The organism is Granulicatella sp. 20925_1_45 (assembly GCF_041433555.1).
Classification (GTDB): Bacteria; Bacillota; Bacilli; order Lactobacillales; family Aerococcaceae; genus Granulicatella.
In genome coordinates, this window is the sequence record NZ_JAPWBR010000018.1 from 22037 (window position 1) to 41125 (window position 19089).

At 40.0% G+C, this 19089-nt stretch carries 20 protein-coding genes; 16 read left to right on the top strand and 4 right to left on the bottom strand.

What is annotated here, in order from left to right; all coding sequences use genetic code 11:
- Positions 1-79: 79 nt before the first annotated feature.
- From O3798_RS06670 to O3798_RS06685, 4 genes are read right to left on the bottom strand one after another with little or no spacing between them, the layout of a single operon-like run.
- Positions 80-571: a TlpA family protein disulfide reductase gene (locus O3798_RS06670; protein WP_371464022.1), complete on the bottom strand. Its 492-nt coding sequence runs from the start codon at positions 569-571 to the stop codon at positions 80-82.
- An 18-nt stretch (positions 572-589) separates the two neighbouring features.
- Positions 590-1015, bottom strand: coding sequence for a pyridoxamine 5'-phosphate oxidase family protein (locus tag O3798_RS06675; RefSeq protein WP_371464023.1), 426 nt, complete (start codon positions 1013-1015; stop codon positions 590-592).
- A 46-nt stretch (positions 1016-1061) separates the two neighbouring features.
- Entirely contained in the window at positions 1062-1538 is a 477-nt protein-coding gene (locus tag O3798_RS06680) for a glutathione peroxidase (protein ID WP_371464024.1), read from the bottom strand.
- A 16-nt stretch (positions 1539-1554) separates the two neighbouring features.
- Positions 1555-2322, bottom strand: a complete 768-nt coding sequence (locus O3798_RS06685) for a Cof-type HAD-IIB family hydrolase (RefSeq protein WP_371464025.1) — start codon at positions 2320-2322, stop codon at positions 1555-1557.
- A gap of 153 nt (positions 2323-2475) precedes the next feature.
- On the opposite strand from O3798_RS06685, the gene secG reads away from it, so the two are divergent.
- The 16 genes from secG to O3798_RS06765 all read left to right on the top strand — a co-directional run bounded on the left by secG (position 2476) and on the right by O3798_RS06765 (position 19023).
- Positions 2476-2706 (top strand): preprotein translocase subunit SecG, encoded by a 231-nt coding sequence (gene secG, locus O3798_RS06690; RefSeq protein WP_298647714.1) that lies wholly within the window; start codon positions 2476-2478, stop codon positions 2704-2706.
- A gap of 72 nt (positions 2707-2778) precedes the next feature.
- Positions 2779-3507: an alpha/beta hydrolase gene (locus tag O3798_RS06695; protein WP_371464026.1), complete on the top strand. Its 729-nt coding sequence runs from the start codon at positions 2779-2781 to the stop codon at positions 3505-3507.
- A gap of 4 nt (positions 3508-3511) precedes the next feature.
- Positions 3512-5806, top strand: coding sequence for a ribonuclease R (rnr, locus tag O3798_RS06700; protein WP_371464027.1), 2295 nt, complete (start codon positions 3512-3514; stop codon positions 5804-5806).
- Between the two features lie 11 nt (positions 5807-5817).
- Positions 5818-6282 carry an SsrA-binding protein SmpB gene (gene smpB, locus O3798_RS06705; protein ID WP_371464028.1) on the top strand — a complete coding sequence of 155 codons (465 nt, stop codon included), beginning with the start codon at positions 5818-5820 and terminating at the stop codon, positions 6280-6282.
- 162 nt (positions 6283-6444) lie between these two features.
- The gene (locus O3798_RS06710) at positions 6445-7728 is read left to right on the top strand and encodes an ABC transporter permease (protein WP_371464029.1); all 1284 of its coding nucleotides are present in this window, start codon (positions 6445-6447) and stop codon (positions 7726-7728) included.
- An 11-nt stretch (positions 7729-7739) separates the two neighbouring features.
- Positions 7740-8384, top strand: a complete 645-nt coding sequence (locus O3798_RS06715) for an ABC transporter ATP-binding protein (protein ID WP_371464030.1) — start codon at positions 7740-7742, stop codon at positions 8382-8384.
- Positions 8385-9761 carry an ABC transporter permease gene (locus tag O3798_RS06720; RefSeq protein ID WP_371464031.1) on the top strand — a complete coding sequence of 459 codons (1377 nt, stop codon included), beginning with the start codon at positions 8385-8387 and terminating at the stop codon, positions 9759-9761. It abuts the gene before it with no gap.
- A 63-nt stretch (positions 9762-9824) separates the two neighbouring features.
- On the top strand, positions 9825-10481 hold the full coding sequence (locus O3798_RS06725; protein ID WP_371464037.1) for a response regulator transcription factor: 657 nt from the start codon (positions 9825-9827) through the stop codon (positions 10479-10481).
- Entirely contained in the window at positions 10478-11809 is a 1332-nt protein-coding gene (locus O3798_RS06730; protein ID WP_371464032.1) for a histidine kinase dimerization/phospho-acceptor domain-containing protein, read from the top strand. The genes O3798_RS06725 and O3798_RS06730 overlap by 4 nt, the downstream gene beginning before the upstream one ends.
- Before the next feature lie 190 nt (positions 11810-11999).
- Positions 12000-13649 carry a phosphoenolpyruvate carboxykinase (ATP) gene (locus tag O3798_RS06735; RefSeq protein ID WP_371464033.1) on the top strand — a complete coding sequence of 550 codons (1650 nt, stop codon included), beginning with the start codon at positions 12000-12002 and terminating at the stop codon, positions 13647-13649.
- An 18-nt stretch (positions 13650-13667) separates the two neighbouring features.
- Positions 13668-15059 (top strand): oxaloacetate decarboxylase subunit alpha, encoded by a 1392-nt coding sequence (locus tag O3798_RS06740; RefSeq protein WP_371464034.1) that lies wholly within the window; start codon positions 13668-13670, stop codon positions 15057-15059.
- A gap of 10 nt (positions 15060-15069) precedes the next feature.
- Positions 15070-15387 carry an OadG family protein gene (locus O3798_RS06745; RefSeq protein WP_371464035.1) on the top strand — a complete coding sequence of 106 codons (318 nt, stop codon included), beginning with the start codon at positions 15070-15072 and terminating at the stop codon, positions 15385-15387.
- Positions 15388-15762 (top strand): biotin/lipoyl-containing protein, encoded by a 375-nt coding sequence (locus tag O3798_RS06750; RefSeq protein ID WP_048784272.1) that lies wholly within the window; start codon positions 15388-15390, stop codon positions 15760-15762.
- A 13-nt stretch (positions 15763-15775) separates the two neighbouring features.
- Complete coding sequence (locus tag O3798_RS06755) at positions 15776-16903, top strand: sodium ion-translocating decarboxylase subunit beta (protein ID WP_048784270.1); 1128 nt, start codon at positions 15776-15778, stop codon at positions 16901-16903.
- An 84-nt stretch (positions 16904-16987) separates the two neighbouring features.
- A complete protein-coding gene (locus O3798_RS06760; protein WP_371464036.1) occupies positions 16988-18346 on the top strand; it encodes a DEAD/DEAH box helicase in 1359 nt (452 codons plus the stop codon).
- A 149-nt stretch (positions 18347-18495) separates the two neighbouring features.
- Positions 18496-19023: a ComF family protein gene (locus O3798_RS06765; protein WP_371445718.1), complete on the top strand. Its 528-nt coding sequence runs from the start codon at positions 18496-18498 to the stop codon at positions 19021-19023.
- The last annotated feature ends 66 nt before the right edge of the window (positions 19024-19089 follow it).

The following is a 19089-nucleotide window of genomic DNA, read 5'->3' on the forward strand; positions in this document are numbered from 1 at the left end:
AAGAGAGGATGTTTTCATCCTCTCTTTTCTTATAGATACGAAAAACACTAGCAGAGAATTCTGCTAGTGTTTTTTGATTTTATAAGATTTCTTTGATGTAGGTTTCGAGTTCTTCTTGAGTTAGAACGCCGGCCGTTTTTTTAACAATTTTTCCATCTTTATCGACAAAGATTAGGGTTGGAATTTCTGTAATCTCATGATATTTTTGGAAGCTTGAATCAACATCAGCATAATAGTTGAGGGATAGAGAATGCTCTTTTAAGTATTTCTTTCCGTTCTCAATCGGTTCTTTCTGACTGATCATCGCTACACCAACAAATTCAACTTTGTCTGCATATTTTTCTTTTAATGTATTTAAAATTGGGAGCTCTTGTTGGCAATCTGGACACCAACTTGCCCAAGCGTAGTAGACTGTTGGCTTTCCGTTAAAGTCTTTTTCAGTTAATTTTTTTCCGCTTGCGTCTTGGAATACGACGTTTGCATCAGCAGGTTTGCTGCTTGATGGTAATAAATAAAATGTCGCTAAGCCAACAACAAAAAGAGCTGCAAGAGCCAATAAAAGTTTTTTCATAAAATCCTCTTTCTATGTTTATTCGTGAATATCAAACACGTATTTGTGGCCTTGTGTAAGGCTATGGTAGAATCCTTTACCGTCATATAAGTGGAATACTTGTACGCCAGCAATGTCTTCTTCGTTAGGGTAAACGTCTTTTACGAATGGGTTATCTTTAAGAACTTCTTCAAGACGTTCACGACCAATTTCTTTTACAACACCTTCGATACGAATCACTTGGATTAAGTAATCTTCGCTCTTCATAGCAGTAATGGCAACTTTTTGGTTCTTTTGTAGTTGTTTGTAGAAGTTTGTTTTAGGACTAGTCATAAAGAACACGCCTTTTTCGTTTGCAACACCGATATGGATATGACGTGCATGAGGTTGGTTGTTCTCATCTGCAGTCGCGACAACAGCTACATTCATTTCTTCTAAAATACGTAAAATTTCATTGACTTCCATGGTGATTTCTCCTAACTGTTTTCTTTTTATTTTATCATAGATTGTTTTATGAAAGAAGACTTGCGATTTCGTCTCGAATTTGTTCAGGCGTTGTAGTCGGAGCAAAACGTTTCAAAATCGTTCCATCTTTAGCTACAAGGAATTTCGTGAAATTCCATTTTACCTTTTCACCGAAAAGACCAGCAGTTTCTTTCTTTAATAACTCAAATAATGGATGTGTTTCTGGACCATTTACCTTAACCTTACCAAACATTGGGAAAGTCGTATTGTATGTCAATTGGCAATGTGCGACTGCTTGTTCAGCTGTGAGTGGCTCTTGTCCTGCAAATTGATTGCAAGGGAACCCAAGAACTGTGAATCCTTTGTCCTTGAATTCTAAATAGAGTTTTTCTAACCCTTCAAATTGAGGCGCTAGACCGCAACCGCTAGCCGTATTCACGATCAGTAGTAATTGTCCTTTATAGTCTTCTAGAGTAGTTACTTCTCCATTTACTGTAGGGACTTCGATTTCATAAATTGACATTTATTTTCCTTCTTTCTTAAATAAGGCCATAGTGCTTTAATCCGTTGATAATGCCGTTATCTGTGTTGTTAGTCGTAATAAATTCCGCAAGTTCTTTGAGTACGGGGATGGCATTTCCCATAGCGACAGGATGCGTCACTGCTTGAAGCATCTCGATATCGTTTGGACCATCTCCGAATGCGTAAGTCTCAGCATCTTCTTGATTTAAATACTCTAAGAAGCGTTTGATTCCTTCCGCTTTTGAATTCCCTTTTGAAATCACATCGACTGAGTACGGTGTGTTCCGTAGGAAATCAAGATTAGGAAATGCTACTTTATATTTTTCTTCCGCTGGTGGAAGACAGATAAAGAGCAACATGTTAATCGGATTATCTATATAAAAATCTGCGTTTAGTGCAGGTGGATTCGTGTGAATAAATCCGTAAGCATCCTTAGCTCCATCTGTGGATTCTACTAAGTAGAATTCTTTGTCATTATAGGCCGTAAACCCATATCCATCTTCTTTTACCATTTGATGGAATTTCTTCACCATTTCAGTTGGAATTTCTGAAGAATAAACACGCTTGCCTTGATAAAGAACGACTTGACCGTTCATAAAAATTCCTGAGTGGATATTGGCACTCTCCATAATATCGCGTGTTTCAGCAGAAGAACGTCCTGTTGCGATAAAGGGTTCATACCCGTTGTTTTTTAGCGTTTGAATGGCTTTGGCTGTAGCGACGTCCACTTTTGACTCGCCGTTTAAAAGTGTTCCATCCAAATCAAAAAATACAAAACCTTTCATTCCGTCACTCCATTCATTTTGTCTTTTTCTATTATACCATGTTTCGAAGGATTTTAATTGTAGTTCGAATTGAAAATATTTCGCGTGAAAGAGTAGAAATATCGTAGTTTTTATGTTAAAATTGAAAAGAATTTTAGTTAAGGAGGGAATCCTTTGTACAATTTGATTTTATCACTGATGGTTGTGGTATGCGTATTATTAATTATTGTTGTTGCAATGCAACCTTCAAAAACAAATGCTGCGAATTTAACAGGTGGAGCAGAGCAATTATTCGGTAAACAAAAGGCACGTGGTTTTGAGGCATTCTTAATTCGCGTAACAGTTGTTTTAGGAACAATCTTCATGTTATTAGCATTTGCATTAGCATACATTTCATCAAAATAATAAATTTAAGTACAATTGTTCGGACATCCAACCAATTGTACTTTTTTATTTGGCAGATTAGAGGAGAGTTATATGGAAGCACTATGGTTAAGAAAAGAAAGCAATACAAGAGCGGTGATTTTATTTCATGCTTATACAGGAACACCTGCGGATGTGAGAATGCTTGCGCAGTTTTTATATCGTCATGATTATGCAGTCTATGTTCCAGTATTTTCTGGCCATGGAACTCCAGATGTGGAAGATATCTTAGCAAGTTCTCCTGAGGCTTGGTACGATGATGCTAAACGTGCTGTCGACTTTGTTCGAGGACAAGGCTATCACACGGTTAGTGCCTTTGGATTATCGATGGGCGGTATTATGGCGACTAAATTAGCAACCGAACATCTAGTGGAATATGCGGGCACATTTTGTTCTCCGGTATCTTCTGGGAATCCTCAGTTGCCAGGACTGTTTCAAAGTTTTATGATGTATGCGAAGGCATCTTATAGAAATGTAGGACGACCATTTGATGAAGCTGAAATGAAGGAAAAAGCACAAAAACAATTAGCACACATTCAATCATTTTCAAGTGACGTTGCTTCACATTTAGACGAAGTGACAGGAAGTTTTTATATTGCACAAGGGGAACAAGATACACTTGTCGATCCAGAGTCTTCTCTTGAATTAAAAGAGGGCCTCATTAACGCACAAGTGGAGTTACATTGGTATGAAGAAGCAGGGCATGTGATTACGGTTAGTCCTGTTAGAAAGGAATTCCAAGAGACTGTTCTCTCTTTTCTAAATCAACAAGAATGGAGGTAAAGAAATGAGACAATCATTAGAAGAAATCTTAATGAATTTCTTTATGGAACATGAATCCGAAAGTTTTTTTGTTCAAGAAATTAGTGAGCATTTCGGATTTACTGCTTCAAAGGACTTTAAGATTTTAGTGAAACAATTAGCTGACCTCGAAGATTCTGGAAAAATTGTATTGACACGACAAGGTAAATTTGGATTCAATCAAAAAAATCGTACGTTAGAAGGAACATTCCGATTAAACGATAAAGGATTTGGTTTTGTAACAGTTGAAGAAGGCAAACCAGATATTTTTATCCCAAGAACGGATGTCCATGGCGCTATGGATGGAGACACAGTTGCGATTCGTATCGTTCAAGAAGAAAATCCTTATAACGATAAAGCCGCAAGCGGAACGATTGTGAAAATCTTAGAACGCGCTGTGAAGCAAGTGGTGGGGATTTATACACGTTATCCCTCGAAGATTATGCTGCAAACAGGCTATTGTGGCGAAATTGCAATAAAAGATTCTAAATTAAAGAAAACGAAATGTTATGTGACTAGAAAGGGATTAAACCCAGTTGACGGAACCGTCGTTATTGCCGAAGTGGAACATTATGAAACAGAGCGTCACGAACTCGTCTTGAAGGCGCATATCGTCAAAGAAATCGGCTATAAAGACGCTGTCGGCATGGACATTTTAATGATTTTACATCAATTAAAAATCCCAACAGTATTCCCAGAATCAGTATTAGAGGAAGCCAACCGTGTGAGTGAAACCATCTCACCGGAAGAAATCGAAGGGCGTGTGGATTTACGCCAAGAATTAACCGTGACGATTGACGGAGCAGACGCCAAAGACTTAGATGATGCGGTGGCTCTTGTTAAACGTGAAGATGGAACCTTTGTATTAACGGTATCCATCGCTGATGTTTCTTATTATGTAACGGAAAATTCCGAAATGGATAAGGAAGCATTTGAACGCGGAACGAGTGTGTATTTAACGGACCGTGTTGTTCCAATGTTACCGCAACGATTATCCAATGGAATCTGCTCGCTTCATCCATATGAAGAGCGATTAACGTTAACAGCACGCATGGAAATCGACCGTAGCGGAACGATTTACCAGCATGAGATTTTTCCAAGTGTGATTCAATCGAACGAGCGATTAACGTATGATGAAGTGAACGTATTATTCAATACGAATGAAGCTTCTGAAAAAATCACTCCAGAGATTGAAGCAATGCTTTGGAACATGAAAGAATTACATACGATTCTTGAACGTAGACGTACGGAACGTGGAGCGATTGACTTTGATACACAAGAAGCAAAAATTCTGGTGGATGAAAAAGGAGCGCCAACAGAAATCGTACTACGTGAACGTGGTGTAGCAGAGCGACTCATTGAGTCCTTTATGCTTGCGGCGAATGAAACAGTGGCTCGTCACTATGAACAAATGAAGGTGCCATTTATCTATCGTATTCACGAAAATCCAGATAGCGAAAAACTCCAACGATTCTTAGAGTTTATTACAGCGTTTGGAATTACGATTAAAGGGAAGAACGATTCGATTACACCGAAGAAATTGCAAAAAGCATTAAGCGAGGTACGTGGTGAACCGTATGAAGCAGTGGTATCAACGATGATGCTTCGTTCTATGAAACAAGCTAAGTACGATATCACGCCTACAGGACACTATGGACTGGCAGCGGAAGACTATACGCACTTCACTTCGCCGATTCGTCGTTATCCTGACTTAATCGTTCATCGTATGATTCGTCATTACGGAAAACACCCAGGTCATTTATCGAAGAAAGAAGAAACGCTTCTGGAAGATAAATTACAACAAATTGCAGACCAATCATCTCGTATGGAACGACTTGCAGTACAGGCGGAACGCGATGTGAACGCATTGAAAAAAGCTGAATACATGCAAGACAAAGTCGGCGAGGAATTCGATGGAATCGTAAGCTCAGTGACAAAATTTGGGATGTTTGTTGAGTTAGCCAATACCGTAGAAGGATTAATTCATATTTCTCACTTGAAGCAAGATTACTTTAACTTTATTGAAAGCCACATGATTTTACTTGGGGAACGTACGGGTGTTAGTTACCGTATCGGTGACCGTGTTCGTGTGAAATGTGTGAAAGTAGATGTGGAAGCTAGAGAAGTCGATTTCCTACTCGTAGAAGATGCAAAATTGGCCAAAACAGAACGTCCAAGAAAAGGCGAACGCTTTGATGAAAAGTCTTCTAAAAAGGGTAAAAAATCAAAAGGGCGCCAACGCTTTAAAAAAGCGATTAAAACGAAAAAGAAAAGACGCTAGGAGGTTCGTGAATGCCTAAAGGAACGAACGATAAAGTGCTCGCACAAAATCGAAAAGCAAGTCATGACTATACCATTCTTGAAACGATTGAAGCTGGGATGGTCTTAACTGGAACAGAAATCAAATCGGTTCGTCAAGCGCGTATCAATTTAAAAGATGGATACGTGAGCTTGAAGCAAGGAGAAGCTTTTCTTGTAGGTGTCCATATTAGTCCGTTTGAACAAGGGACACTGTTCAATCATGACCCATTAAGAACGAGAAAATTATTGCTTCATAAAAAGCAAATCAACTATTTACTGGAGCAAGTAAAGCAAGCCGGAAATACGGTAGTGCCGCTAAAGTTCTACATTAAAAATGGCGTTGCAAAGTTGTTAATCGGAGTTGCGAAAGGGAAGAAAAATTACGATAAACGTGATGCCTTAAAGCAAAAGGATATGAAACGCGAAATCGATCGTGCAATGAAAGAAAGATATTAAAGAGGAAGGCTGGACAAATTGTCCAGCCTTTTTTGCATGCAAAAAATATTTCATTACCATATATGGTAATGAAATTTTTCAAAAAAGAAATTCGTTTCATATTCGTTTCATATTGGGAGTGCAAACTAACAGTACAGAATAGGAAAGGAAGTGGGAGAGCACATGGATTGGAAAAAGAGAGCGGGTGCGTATCTTGTTCGCAAGAAGATTCGTACAGGAATATTATTTTTCATCATGATGCTAATTACAGCAGCTGTCTTGGCGGTCCTCTCGATGCAAGAAAGTACAGGGAAGGTTCAAACGAAGTTGTTAGAACTATCGAATTCAGGGTTTCAAATTGAATCCCTCTTACAAGATGGGAACATCGAACAAAAGAAATTGTCTCAAGTAGAACAAGTTGAGGGAGTGAAAGAGACGCAGTATGAATTTGATGGCATCGGTCAACTAGAAGACGCAAAGGCCGTTGAAAGAGAACAAGCGGTCCAACTCGATCAAGGAAATATGGGGGAACTTGTGGGGTATCATGGTGTCACTTCTAGTAATCAGGAGCTAAATTTTGCTAGTGGAGCGCTAAATCTTAAAGAAGGTCGTGCGTTAACAAAAGACGATTCCGGAAAAGTTCTCGTACATGAAGAGCTTGCAAAAGAAAACAATTGGACAGTCGGAAGCAAGATTAAATTGAAGAACTTCCAAAACGGGGACGCTACTGCAAACAGTAAAGAAGTAACGGTGGAAATCGTCGGGATTTTCAATGGGAAGTTATCAGAGCAATCGACAGGATTGACGAGTGACTTAACAGAAAATCGCATCTATATGGATTATAAAACGAGTCAAACATTAATCGGGAAAGATGAATCGAATGCCATTGTTCATCGTGCGATTTTTACGGTGAAAGATCCATCAAAATTAGAAGAAGTGATTTCTAGAGTAAAAGTACTTCCTCTCAAGTGGGATGGGATGCAACTTTCTAAAAATGAGCAAGTATTTGAACAGGTGGCCTCGCCTATCCAAAACTTCAAATCGCTCATGACATTGTTGACGAGTTCTGTATTTGTATTAGCAGTAATTGTTTTATTTTTAATTTTATTATTTACATTAAGAGAAAGAATCCATGAGTTTGGAATTTTGATGTCGGTCGGAATTTCAAGAAAAGAAATTATCGCGCAAATCTTATTAGAACTCTACACCGTTGCGGCAACGAGTTCGATTTTCGCTCTTATGTTGGGAAGCTTTGTAGCTAAACAATTTTATACTGGTCTCTTATCTTCGGATGAGATTCCAATACAAGTGAAATCATTATTTGAATCGAGCTTGCCAGAGTTCAGTCTGATGCAAGGACTGCTAACCATTGGAGTCGTCCTAATCATTATTGCACTAGCCGTTCTATTTAGCACGGCAGTCATTTTAATGAAGAAACCGAAGAAAATTTTAAGTCAAATGAACTAAGGAGTGTTTTTATGTCAGTATTATCATTAGAAAATATTTATTATCGATACGAGGATTCTCAAAAATATGTATTGAATGATCTGAATGCCACTTTTGAAGAAGGAAAATTCTATGCGGTCGTTGGTAAATCCGGAGCTGGGAAATCAACTTTCTTATCGCTATTAGCAGGATTAGATAGCCCAACGAAAGGAAAAGTGTGTTTCAATGGGCAAGATATTGCGCAAGGGTCATACAGTGAACATCGTCGTGACCATATTTGCTTAGTGTTCCAAAACTATAATTTAATCGATTATTTAACACCTCTTGAAAATGTAAGACTCGTAAATGGAAAAGCAACCAAAGATATCCTATTGAAATTAGGTTTAGAGGAAGAATTAATTCATCGTAATGTATTGAAGCTATCAGGTGGGCAACAACAACGGGTTGCGATTGCGAGAGCGCTTGTTTCAAAGGCGCCAATTATTTTAGCGGATGAACCAACCGGAAACTTGGACGAAGGAACAGCCGCAGAAATTATCGATATCTTAAAAATGGCAGCACATGAAAGTGGAAAATGCGTCATCGTAGTGACTCACAGCCCGCAAGTAGCCGCTGCGAGTGATGAAGTGTTGGAATTAGAAGACGGAAAACTAAAGAAAGTAAGAGGGGAAAAATAGATGAATATCCTACAAAATGCTTGGGCATATGTCTCAAGAAAAAAGTTTAAAACCTTAATTATTTTCTTTATTTTATTCAGTATGGCAACGGTGGCCCTCAGTAGTTTAGCCGTAAAACACGCAACGGATACCGCTGCAAAAGAAACGTTTAAGTCGATTAATTCTTCGTTCTCGATGCAAATCGACCGCAGACATAATCAAGGGACTGCTCGTGGGGGCGGGAACTTGAAAGGAAAAGATATTCAAGCGATTGAAGGAATCGAAGGTGTTCAAAAGGCAGTGAAGCGAATGGAAGTCGTAGCGGACCTTGTGGATCAAGAATTGATTCCAGCAAAAGGAGTTCGTCTTGACGCCACTCGTCAGCAACGTTTCGGAAAAGCCGCTCAAGTAACCGGAATTAATGATTCTAGCATGGATGAACGATTCGCGGCGCAGACTTTTACGCTAACAGAAGGGCGCCATATTAAGGATGACGATACAAATGTGGCGTTAGTACACGAAGACTTTGCTAAGAAAAATAATTTAAAAGTCGGCGACAAGTTCAAGTTGAAATCAAACATCTATGATGCAGATAACGAAAAGCAAGCCAATAACCAAACCGAAGTGACGATTGTTGGTCTGTTCGGAGGTAAAAATAAAGGTGGAGTCACAGCGCCACAAGAATTATATGAAAATACGATTTTAACGGACTTGAAGACAAGTGCTTTAATGTATGGCTATACAGATGCGGATGCGATTTACCTGGATGCTACTTTCCTTGTCGGTGGTCAATACGACATTGATAAGGTGATGGAGCAAGCGAAGAAATTGGGAATTGACTGGAAGGCATATACGCTCATTAAGAGTAGCCAAAACTACCCAACACTTCAAAAATCAATTAACTTAGTATACGGCTTAACGGATAAACTATTCCTTGGAAGTCTGATTTTCTCTGCGATTATTTTAGTGCTCGTTCTCTTCTTATGGACAAATAGCCGCAGAAGAGAAATCGGTGTCCGTTTGGCGCTTGGAATGACGAACAAAACGATTATCGCGCAAATGCTGTGCGAAGTAGGAATGGTCAGCATTGCCAGCTTTATCGCTGCGATTCTTGCAGGTGGACCTGTCAGTGAATGGGTTGGAAAACTCATCTTAGGGCAAGTCAATAGTAGCCTTGGCACGCAACTGGCGAATGAAGCGAAATCAGCAAACCTTGGTGGTGGAGCAGCCGTGGACGGCTTCAATAAGACATTGACAGAATTATCGGTGACAGTATCCAATATGGATAAAGCAACGGTTGTTGGTCTTGGGCTTGTGGTCATTGTCATTGCAGTTCTCCTAGGAAGTGCGTTTATTTTACAAAAATCTCCGAAGAGTTTATTGCAAGATACGGAATAAAAATGCAAGGGTCTAGTCGCAAGACCAATTGATTGATATAATAGCGAAAAAGAGGTGATGGTTTTGAATTTATTAGTCGTTGAAGATGAAGGAGCGATTCGCGAAGGTGTTCGCGAATATTTAACAGAGCAAGGATTTCATGTGTTTGAAGCAGAAGATGGAGTAGAGGCGCTTGAAGTATTTGAAAAAGAGTCGATTGATTTAATCTTATTGGATATTATGATGCCTCGAAAAAATGGCTTTGAAGTGTTAGAAGAGGTACGAAAAACAAGTAAACTTCCTATTCTAATGCTAACGGCCCTTCATGACGAAGAGACACAGGTGAGAACGTTCGAACTGCTCGTTGATGGATTTATTCAAAAACCTTTTTCACTCGTCGTTTTGCATAAGCAGATTGAAGCCGTATTGAAGCGTCACTACGGAGAAATGAATGTGTGGAACTATGAGTCTACGAGTGTGAATTTCACCAGTTTTGAAGCCAGAGTAAATGGGCAAATCGTGGAAGTTACCGCAAAGGAACTGGCGATTTTAAAACTGCTCGTGGAATATCAAGGACAAGTGTTGAGTCGTGCTCAAATTTTAGATCACGTGTGGGCAGCTCATGAAGATCCACCATTTGACCGTGTTGTGGATGTGTATATCAAGCAATTGCGAAAAAAACTATTGTTGGATTGTATCGTGACCGTTAAAAATGTCGGATACAAGTTGGAGTTAAGATGAGAAAATTAAAACTGTTTCCTAAGATTTTTATTTATACATTAAGCATTCTAGGTACGCTAGTGGCGATTGCGCATCTGTTTTTATATTTTGCTTTTCCGCACTTTTATTTGCAGGAACGTCAGCAAGAATTAAGCCAAAAAGCAGATGTGTTAGTGGAAAGTTTATCCAAAGTCGATGAACAAGAGGCTGCGTCTGCCTTGCAACTGTATGCTAAAAATGAAGGGATTACAGCTTACTTAAGAAAAGAATCGAACGGGGAGAACTTACAGCTAGGAAGCGAGTTAGCCATTGATGAAAATAGTGATCAGAACTCGGTGATTATCGAGGACAGACAAGTCACTACAAAAGACGGCAAACAAATGCAACTGCAGGTCGTGACAACAACCGAATCGGTCAAACAGGCAACCAAGGTTACATTCCGTTATTTGCCATTATCGCTCGCCATTTCGATCTTTACAGCAGTGATTTTCTCGTATATATATGCTAGAAAATTATCGAAACCGCTGATGCAAATGTCCAAAGTCACTCAGAAGATGATGGAATTGGATAGAGATGCACGGTTTGCAAATCCAAGGTCCGATGAAATTGGACAAATGGAAATCCAAATCAATGACTTATACGAGCATCTGCTATCTGTCATCGATGAACTGGAAGAGAAGAACCAGAAGATGATTCAGTTGGAAAAAACAAAGGTAGATTTCTTACGAAGCGCTTCTCATGAGTTGAAGACGCCATTAGCAGGTCTGCGTATTTTATTAGAGAATATGAGCCTCAATGTTGGTAAATATAAAGACCGTGATAAGTATCTTGAGGAGTCGATTGCAAAAGTCGATCAAATGTCTGTACTCGTTCAGGAAATTCTAGCACTCTCTAAATTACAAGAAGAAACGCTAAAAAAAGAAGAGATAGCGTTAGACAAAGTTCTTCCAGAGTGGAACAGAGAATTCCAGTTATTATTACAAGAAAAAGGACTAGTGCTTGAAGAAAGCATCGAACCATTCACGATTGAAGCGAGTCCAATCGCCTTTCGAAATGTATGGAATAATTTATTGATGAATGCCATTAAACACTCATCAAAAGAAGGCGTCATTCGAGTGGAATTAAAGGATCAGGTATTGACGATTGAAAATCCATGTATACCTCTCACAAAAGAACAAATTGAAACAGCATTTTCGCTCCTACCATCTTCTAAAGGAACGACTGGTGGAGGAAATGGAGTAGGGCTTTATAGTGTTCATCAGTTGCTCGAGCGTGAACAAATAGAACACCGCTTCTTTGCAACGGCAGAAGGTATGTGCTTTGAGATGAATTTTAAAGATAACACTTAAAAGAATGGGTTACCGCATGCGGTAACCCATTCTTTTCTATTTGGGAGCGATTTGCTACTTTTGGACGAGATTCCAAGAATTAAAAGAAAAAAATGGAGAAATTAGCAAAAAAAATCACAAAAAACGCTTACATTTAAAGCGTTTTCGTGTATAATTAAAGTATCAATAAAAAGATAGGAAGGTTGATATTATGGCAACAATTGATCGTTTCGCTACAGACACTATACGCAAGAGCAATCCGCATCTTTCGCAATTGAAGGCAACTATTGAACCAGCTTTTTATTCGAACAATGCGACTGAAATTCAGACTCTGGCAGAGGCGTATGAATTAGCGTCACATGCACCTAATACAACAGTGTTAGATGCGTTCGTTGCAAACGCAAAGGATTTAGGGTTACCGGAGGATGCACATATTCTTACGGTGGTTGATGGGAGCGTTGTAGGACGTACTGCAAAAGCTCGTCGAATTTTGGGTAATAATCCAGCAGAAGATGCTAAGATTATTCCAATCATTCGTGAAGAGATTTATAACAGTTCGTTCAGACCGTTTATTAAGGGTACAGCTGTTGTAGGTCTTGATGAAGACTTCATGGTGAAGGCACATATCACAATGCCTAAAGAACACATTAACAACTTGTACTCATGGTTATTGAACTTCCAAATTTTCAATGACCAATATAAGAGACGTTATGATGCGTCTAAACAATATGACGAAAATGATATTTTCATTTTCTTCGACCCAACTTGGAGACATCCTGATTACCCAGATGGATTAGCATTCTTTGATACAAAACATAACTGTGCTGCAATTTTAGGAATGAGTTATTTTGGGGAAATCAAAAAAGGAACGTTAACATTAGCATGGGCAACTGCCGCTCGTAACAATTACGTTTCTTGCCACGGTGGTTTGAAGATTTTCCGTAAAGAAGGCGCTTCTTACGTTGCAAGCTTCTTCGGATTATCTGGATCAGGTAAGTCTACATTAACACACGCTAAACATGACGATAAATACGACATTGAAGTATTACACGACGACGCATTTGTGATTTCGGTAGAAGATGGTTCATCTGTAGCTTTGGAACCTTCTTACTTCGACAAAACAAATGACTATCCAGCAGGTCACAGAGAACAAGATTACTTCGTAACGGTTCAAAACTGTGGTGTGACTCTGGATGAAAACGGCCGTAAAGTATTAGTAACAGAAGATATTCGTAACGGTAACGGACGTACGGTTAAATCTCGTTATTCTACACCAAACCGTGTTGATAAGATTAAAGAACCAATTCAATCTATTTTCTGGATTATGAAAGATGATGCACTACCACCACTAGTGAAAATCACAGATCCACGTTTGGCATCTATTTTAGGATGTACATTAATGACAAAACGTTCTAATGCTGAAAATACAGGAGCTGGAGCAAACTTAGATGCGCTTGTTATCGAACCATACGCAAACCCATTCCGTGTATATCCATTAGTAGAGGACTACGAAAAATTCAAAGCATTATTTGATAAAGACGTAGACTGCTACATCATCAATACAGGAGACTACTTAGGTAAGAAAGTTACAAAAGAAGTTTCCCTAGGTGTAATCGAAACAGTTGTAGATGGCAAAGCAAACTTCGAATTATTCGGTGGGCTTCCAGGAATGGAATACTTACCAGTGGAAGGATATGAAGTGCCTGAAATGAACGGAGACTACGCTGAATTAATTCGTGACCGTATGCAATTCCGTCTAGACTACTTGAAGGCATTTAACGATGCAAATCCAGAACATCAAATTCCACAAGATGCCCTTGAAAGCATCAAGACAATCGAACGCTTTATCGACGTCTTATAATGGAAGGAGTGTTCGGTGATGACTCGAAAAATAGGAATTACAGATACAATCTTACGGGATGCCCATCAATCTTTGATGGCAACCCGTATGCGAATTGAAGATATGCTCCCTGTTTTAGATCAATTAGACGAAGCAGGATTTGCCTCTTTGGAATGTTGGGGTGGAGCAACGTTTGACGCATGTATTCGTTTCTTAGACGAAGACCCATGGGACAGACTGCGCACCTTGAAAAAACATTTAAAGAAAACACCGTTACAAATGTTATTACGCGGACAAAATATTTTAGGATATCGTCACTATGCCGATGATGTTGTCGAAAAATTTGTCGAAAAATCAGCAGAAAACGGGATTGATATTTTCAGAATTTTCGATGCGTTAAATGACGTTCGTAACTTGGAAGCTTCACTAAATGCCGTGAAGAAGACAGGTAAAGAAGCGCAAATGACAATCTGCTATACGATTAGTGATGCGCATACGATTGACTATTACAAAGAACTAGCAGCTAAAATGCAAGAAATGGGTGCCGATTCTATCTGTGTGAAAGACATGGCCGGAATTTTGACGCCAGCTCGTGGTATCGAGCTTGTTCGTGCATTAAAAGAAGTGATTACAGTGCCAATCGTCGTGCATACACACTGCACAAGCGGTATTGCACAACTCACTTATCAAGCAGTCATTGAAGCGGGTGCAGACCGCATCGACACAGCCCTTTCACCACTTAGTGAAGGTACAAGCCAACCACCTACGGAATCATTAGTCATCGCTCTTCGCGAATTAGGCTATGATATTTCGGTTGATTTGGCAAAATTAGAACCTATTGCAGACCACTTCCGAGTAATTAAAGATAAATACATTAAAGATGGAACCTTGAATCCAAAAATGTTAACACCAGATCCACGTGCGCTTTTATATCAAGTACCTGGTGGAATGTTATCAAATATGTATTCCCAATTAACGCAAGCGGGTGCAACAGATAAATACGAAGAAGTATTAAAAGAAGTGCCAAAAGTAAGAGCAGACCTTGGATATCCACCTCTTGTTACTCCAATGAGCCAAATGGTGGGAACACAAGCAACGATGAACGTTCTTACAGGCCAACGCTACAAAGTGGTTTCTAACGAAGTGAAAGCTTACTTACTTGGTTCTTATGGACAATCACCAGTACCAATTCAAGAAAGCTTCAGAAGATCCATCATTGGTGACCAAGAAGTCATCAGCGATCGACCAGCAAACCACTTGCCACCAGAATTCGAAACACTCAAAGCAGAACTTGGAGATTTAGCAAGAAGTGACGAAGATGTCTTAACTTACGCACTCTTCCCTAAAGTCGGTAAAGAATTCTTGCTCAAGAAGAATGGACAATGGCAAAAACCATCTGAAATCGTGAAGATTTTTGCGACTGTAAAGTGAGGAGAGAGTTATGCACTTAAGTTTATTAGAAATCCTATGGATCACAATCGTTTCAATGGGAATTGTGTTTGTGATGTTGACGATTCTAATGTTTCTCATGCAAGGAAGCTCTAAAGTTATCCAAATCCTGGAAGCAAAGAGCCATCCAACAGCTGGAGTTGTAGGAAAACCAGTTGAGGTGAAACCTGAAGCTCCAACAAATGATGGAACACTATTTGAAACGAATAAACTTGCTCGAGTTGCCGCACTGGTCGCTTTAACACAAGCGAGTGCGGATGTTCCGGACAAGCACTTTGAAATTGTATCGATTGAAAAGAAGGTGGACTAAATGAAAAAATACGAAGTAGAAGTGAATGGCGAAACATTTATCGTCTCACTAAAAGAAATTTCAAATGAAGAAGCAGCACAAAAATTAGCAGCAGCTCCAACTCCAGCACCTAGCGCGCCAGTGGAAGAAAAGAAAGCTGCGCCAGCACCTGCTCCAACAGGGGACGGTGAAGTGGTGCCTGCTCCAATGGCAGGGATTGTATTATCGGTCAATAAAAATGTCGGTGATGCAGTGAAAAAAGGAGATGTACTTGTGATTTTAGAAGCCATGAAGATGGAAAATGAAATCCTTGCTCCGGCTGATGGTGTTGTGAAAGCAATTCATGTATCAAGTAATGAATCTGTCGAATCGAACCAACCACTCTTAACGATTTAGGAGGCGATGGTTTATGGAAGTCATTCAACAGTTGATTGAAACGAGTGGGCTCTATAACTTAACAATTCAAAATATCATTATGTTAATTATTGCCTGCGTGTTTCTATATCTAGGGATTAAACGAGGGTATGAACCATACTTAATGGTTCCGATTGCGTTCGGGATGCTCCTTGTTAACTTACCATTAGCAGGGTTGATGGATGCTCCTACTGAAAATGGACCTGGTGGACTCTTGTATTACTTATATCAAGGAACAAACCTTGGGATTTATCCACCGATGATTTTCCTTTGCTTAGGGGCCTCAACAGACTTTGGTCCGCTACTTGCTAATCCAAAAACCATCTTGCTTGGTGGGGCAGCTCAATTCGGTATTTTCGTCGCATTCTTCCTTTCAGTAATGTGGGGGATGACACCGCAAGAAGCTGCTTCAGTAGGGATTATCGGGGGTGCGGATGGACCAACAGCCTTGTTCTTAACGACAAGACTTGCACCGCACTTATTACCAGCAATCGCCCTAGCAGCGTACTCATACATGGCGCTTGTGCCAATTATTCAACCGCCAATTATTCGTGCGCTCACGACGAAGAAAGAACGTCTTGTTAAGATGACAGAAAACCGTAAAGTGAGTGAAACGGAAAAAATTCTTTTCCCAATCATTGTTACAATTTTTGTCAGCTTATTAGTACCAAGTGCAACACCGTTAGTAGGATGCTTAATGCTCGGTAACTTAATTAAAGAAATTAAGGTAGTTCCAAACATTACAAAGGTTCTACAAAATGCGATGATGTACGGGGTAACCATTATTTTAGGGTTAACCGTTGGAGCGAAAGCAACAGGGGAATTATTCTTATCAGTATCGACTCTTAAAATTACTTTATTAGGATTAATCGCGTTTGCTGGAGGAACAGCAGCTGGGGTTCTAATGGGTAAATTGATGTACAAATTATCTGGCGGTAAAATCAATCCAATGATCGGTGCTGCAGGGGTATCTGCCGTACCAATGGCCGCTCGTGTTGTACAAAAAGAAGGACAAAGAGAAGACCCAAGTAACTACTTATTAATGCACGCAATGGGACCAAACGTGGCCGGAGTTATCGGTAGTGCGATTGCTGCAGGGGTATTACTCGCATTCTTCTCATAATAGAAGCACTCCTTTCAAACAAAAATCAGAAGAAGAGAAATCTTCTTCTGATTTTTTTGCGTAGTTAGGGGTGAGGTGAGTGGGATGGAAGGAGCGGTTGGACGTATTCAAGCGGTCTATCAATCGATGCTAAAAGAGCATGAAGTTTCTACGAATGCTGTGCTAGATGTTGGAATTACCACTAAAAATGGAAAGAAGGAGTGCCAGTTTTGTGGGAATACAGATCCGTTGGAATTTGCTAAGGGGCCTTGTCTGAATTGCGCGGGCGGTGAATGTTGGTACTGCTTGAAGTGTATTGGAATGGGAAAGGTGAAGGCTTGTAGTATGGTGATTGCGACTCCTGAAGAAGAGCAACCTTTTCCAAAAAGAGAAGAGGAATTAGCACACTATAAACATACTCTGAGTGCAAAACAGGAACAGCTATCTTTGGAGTGCTTAAAAGTCGTAAAGCAAACAGGATTCCGTGAGCACCTACTTTGGGCTGTGACAGGTTCTGGGAAAACGGAGATGATTTTTGCGAGCATCGAATGGATGTTACAACAAGGAAAACGAGTCGCCATTGCCGCACCAAGAATTGATGTATGTGTGGAACTAGCACCGCGCTTGAAGGAAGCTTTCCCGACAGTCGAGCAAAACGTCCTTCACTCGCAGTCGGAGGAAGGGTACAAGAGAGTGCCACTGACGATTGCGACGACGCACCAGATGCTAAGATTTTACCACGCATTTGATTTGGTCGTGATTGATGAGACAGATTCATTCCCATACCGGGATAATGAGTTACTGATTCGAGCAGTTCATCGTGCGGTGAAAGAGAACGGCTGTTTGCTGTATTTAACAGCGACCCCGTCCCAGACACTAGAGAGAAGAATCAAACGAAAAGAGCTGTCGGTATCCTTGCTACCGGAACGGTATCATAAGAAGCCACTAATAGTACCGACGATGAGTTTTATCGGAGATTTAGACAAAAAATTGAAAAAGAAAAAAGTGCCAAAACCTGTGTGTCAGTTTATAGAGGAACATGTTAAAGTAGGGAAACGATTTTTGCTGTTTGTACCGAGAATTACACTTCTTAATCCGATAGAAGTAGCACTTAGACGACAGTTTCCAAATGCAAAATTCGAGACGGTTAGTTCTAAAGAATCGTATCGGCAGGAACGGATTGCTCAAATGAGAGCAGGAGAGCTCGAGTTTCTTTTGACGACAACGATTCTAGAACGCGGAGTCACTTTTCCAGGAGTCGATGTTTGTGTCGTCAATGCGCATGAAGAGGAATTTTCAAGAGAAGTACTCGTGCAAATCGCAGGACGCGTTGGACGGACAGTAGAATGTCCAACAGGAGAAGTTGTGTATTTTCATAATGGCAAAACAAAAGCGATGGTCCAGGCGGTCAGGGAAATTGAAAACTTAAATCAACAAGCGCTTCGAGGGAGGGAACACGAATGAAATGTTTATGGTGCGGTGAAGAAGTCGAACGAGCCCAACCAATACTCTCGTTTTTACTAGGAGCAAATAGAAAGTGCATTTGCGTCAATTGTGAGCATCCGTTTATAGAATTAAAACAGCATCCAACGTGCCTAGAGTGCGGGAGGCTGATGACAAAAGTGGAAGTTTGCCCGGATTGTCAAAAATGGCATCAAGTAAAAGAAGCGGTACTCCTAAAGAATACTGCCTTATATGCTTATGACGAGGCAGGTCGAAAGTTTATGGAGTTATTCAAATTTGTGGGAGATACAAGAGTGATGACGTTGGTCATAAAAGAGTTAAGGAAAGAGTTGCTCAAATATCAAAAGAGGGGCTTTGTTCTTTGTCCATTACCTTCGTCCCAAGCGAGTCTAAGAAAAAGAGAATTCGAGACGATTCCAACTTTACTGGAACAGTGCCATGTACCAGCTGTTTCGCTTTTAGAACATATTGGCAGCGGAAAGAAGCAATCCGAGAAGACAAGGCAGGAGCGTCTGCAACTAAAGCAACCTTTTAAAGTGAAAGAGAATGTAGGGGTTCCAAAGAAAGTCTTATTGGTGGATGATGTTTATACAACCGGCGCAACAATCCACCTTGCCGCAAAAGCATTAACGGAAATGGGTGTTGAAGAAGTGGAATCTCTGACGTTATTTAGATAAAAAGTGTATCATAAATGATACGTATCATTTATGATACAAAAGCAATCGACAAAATAGCCCAAGCAG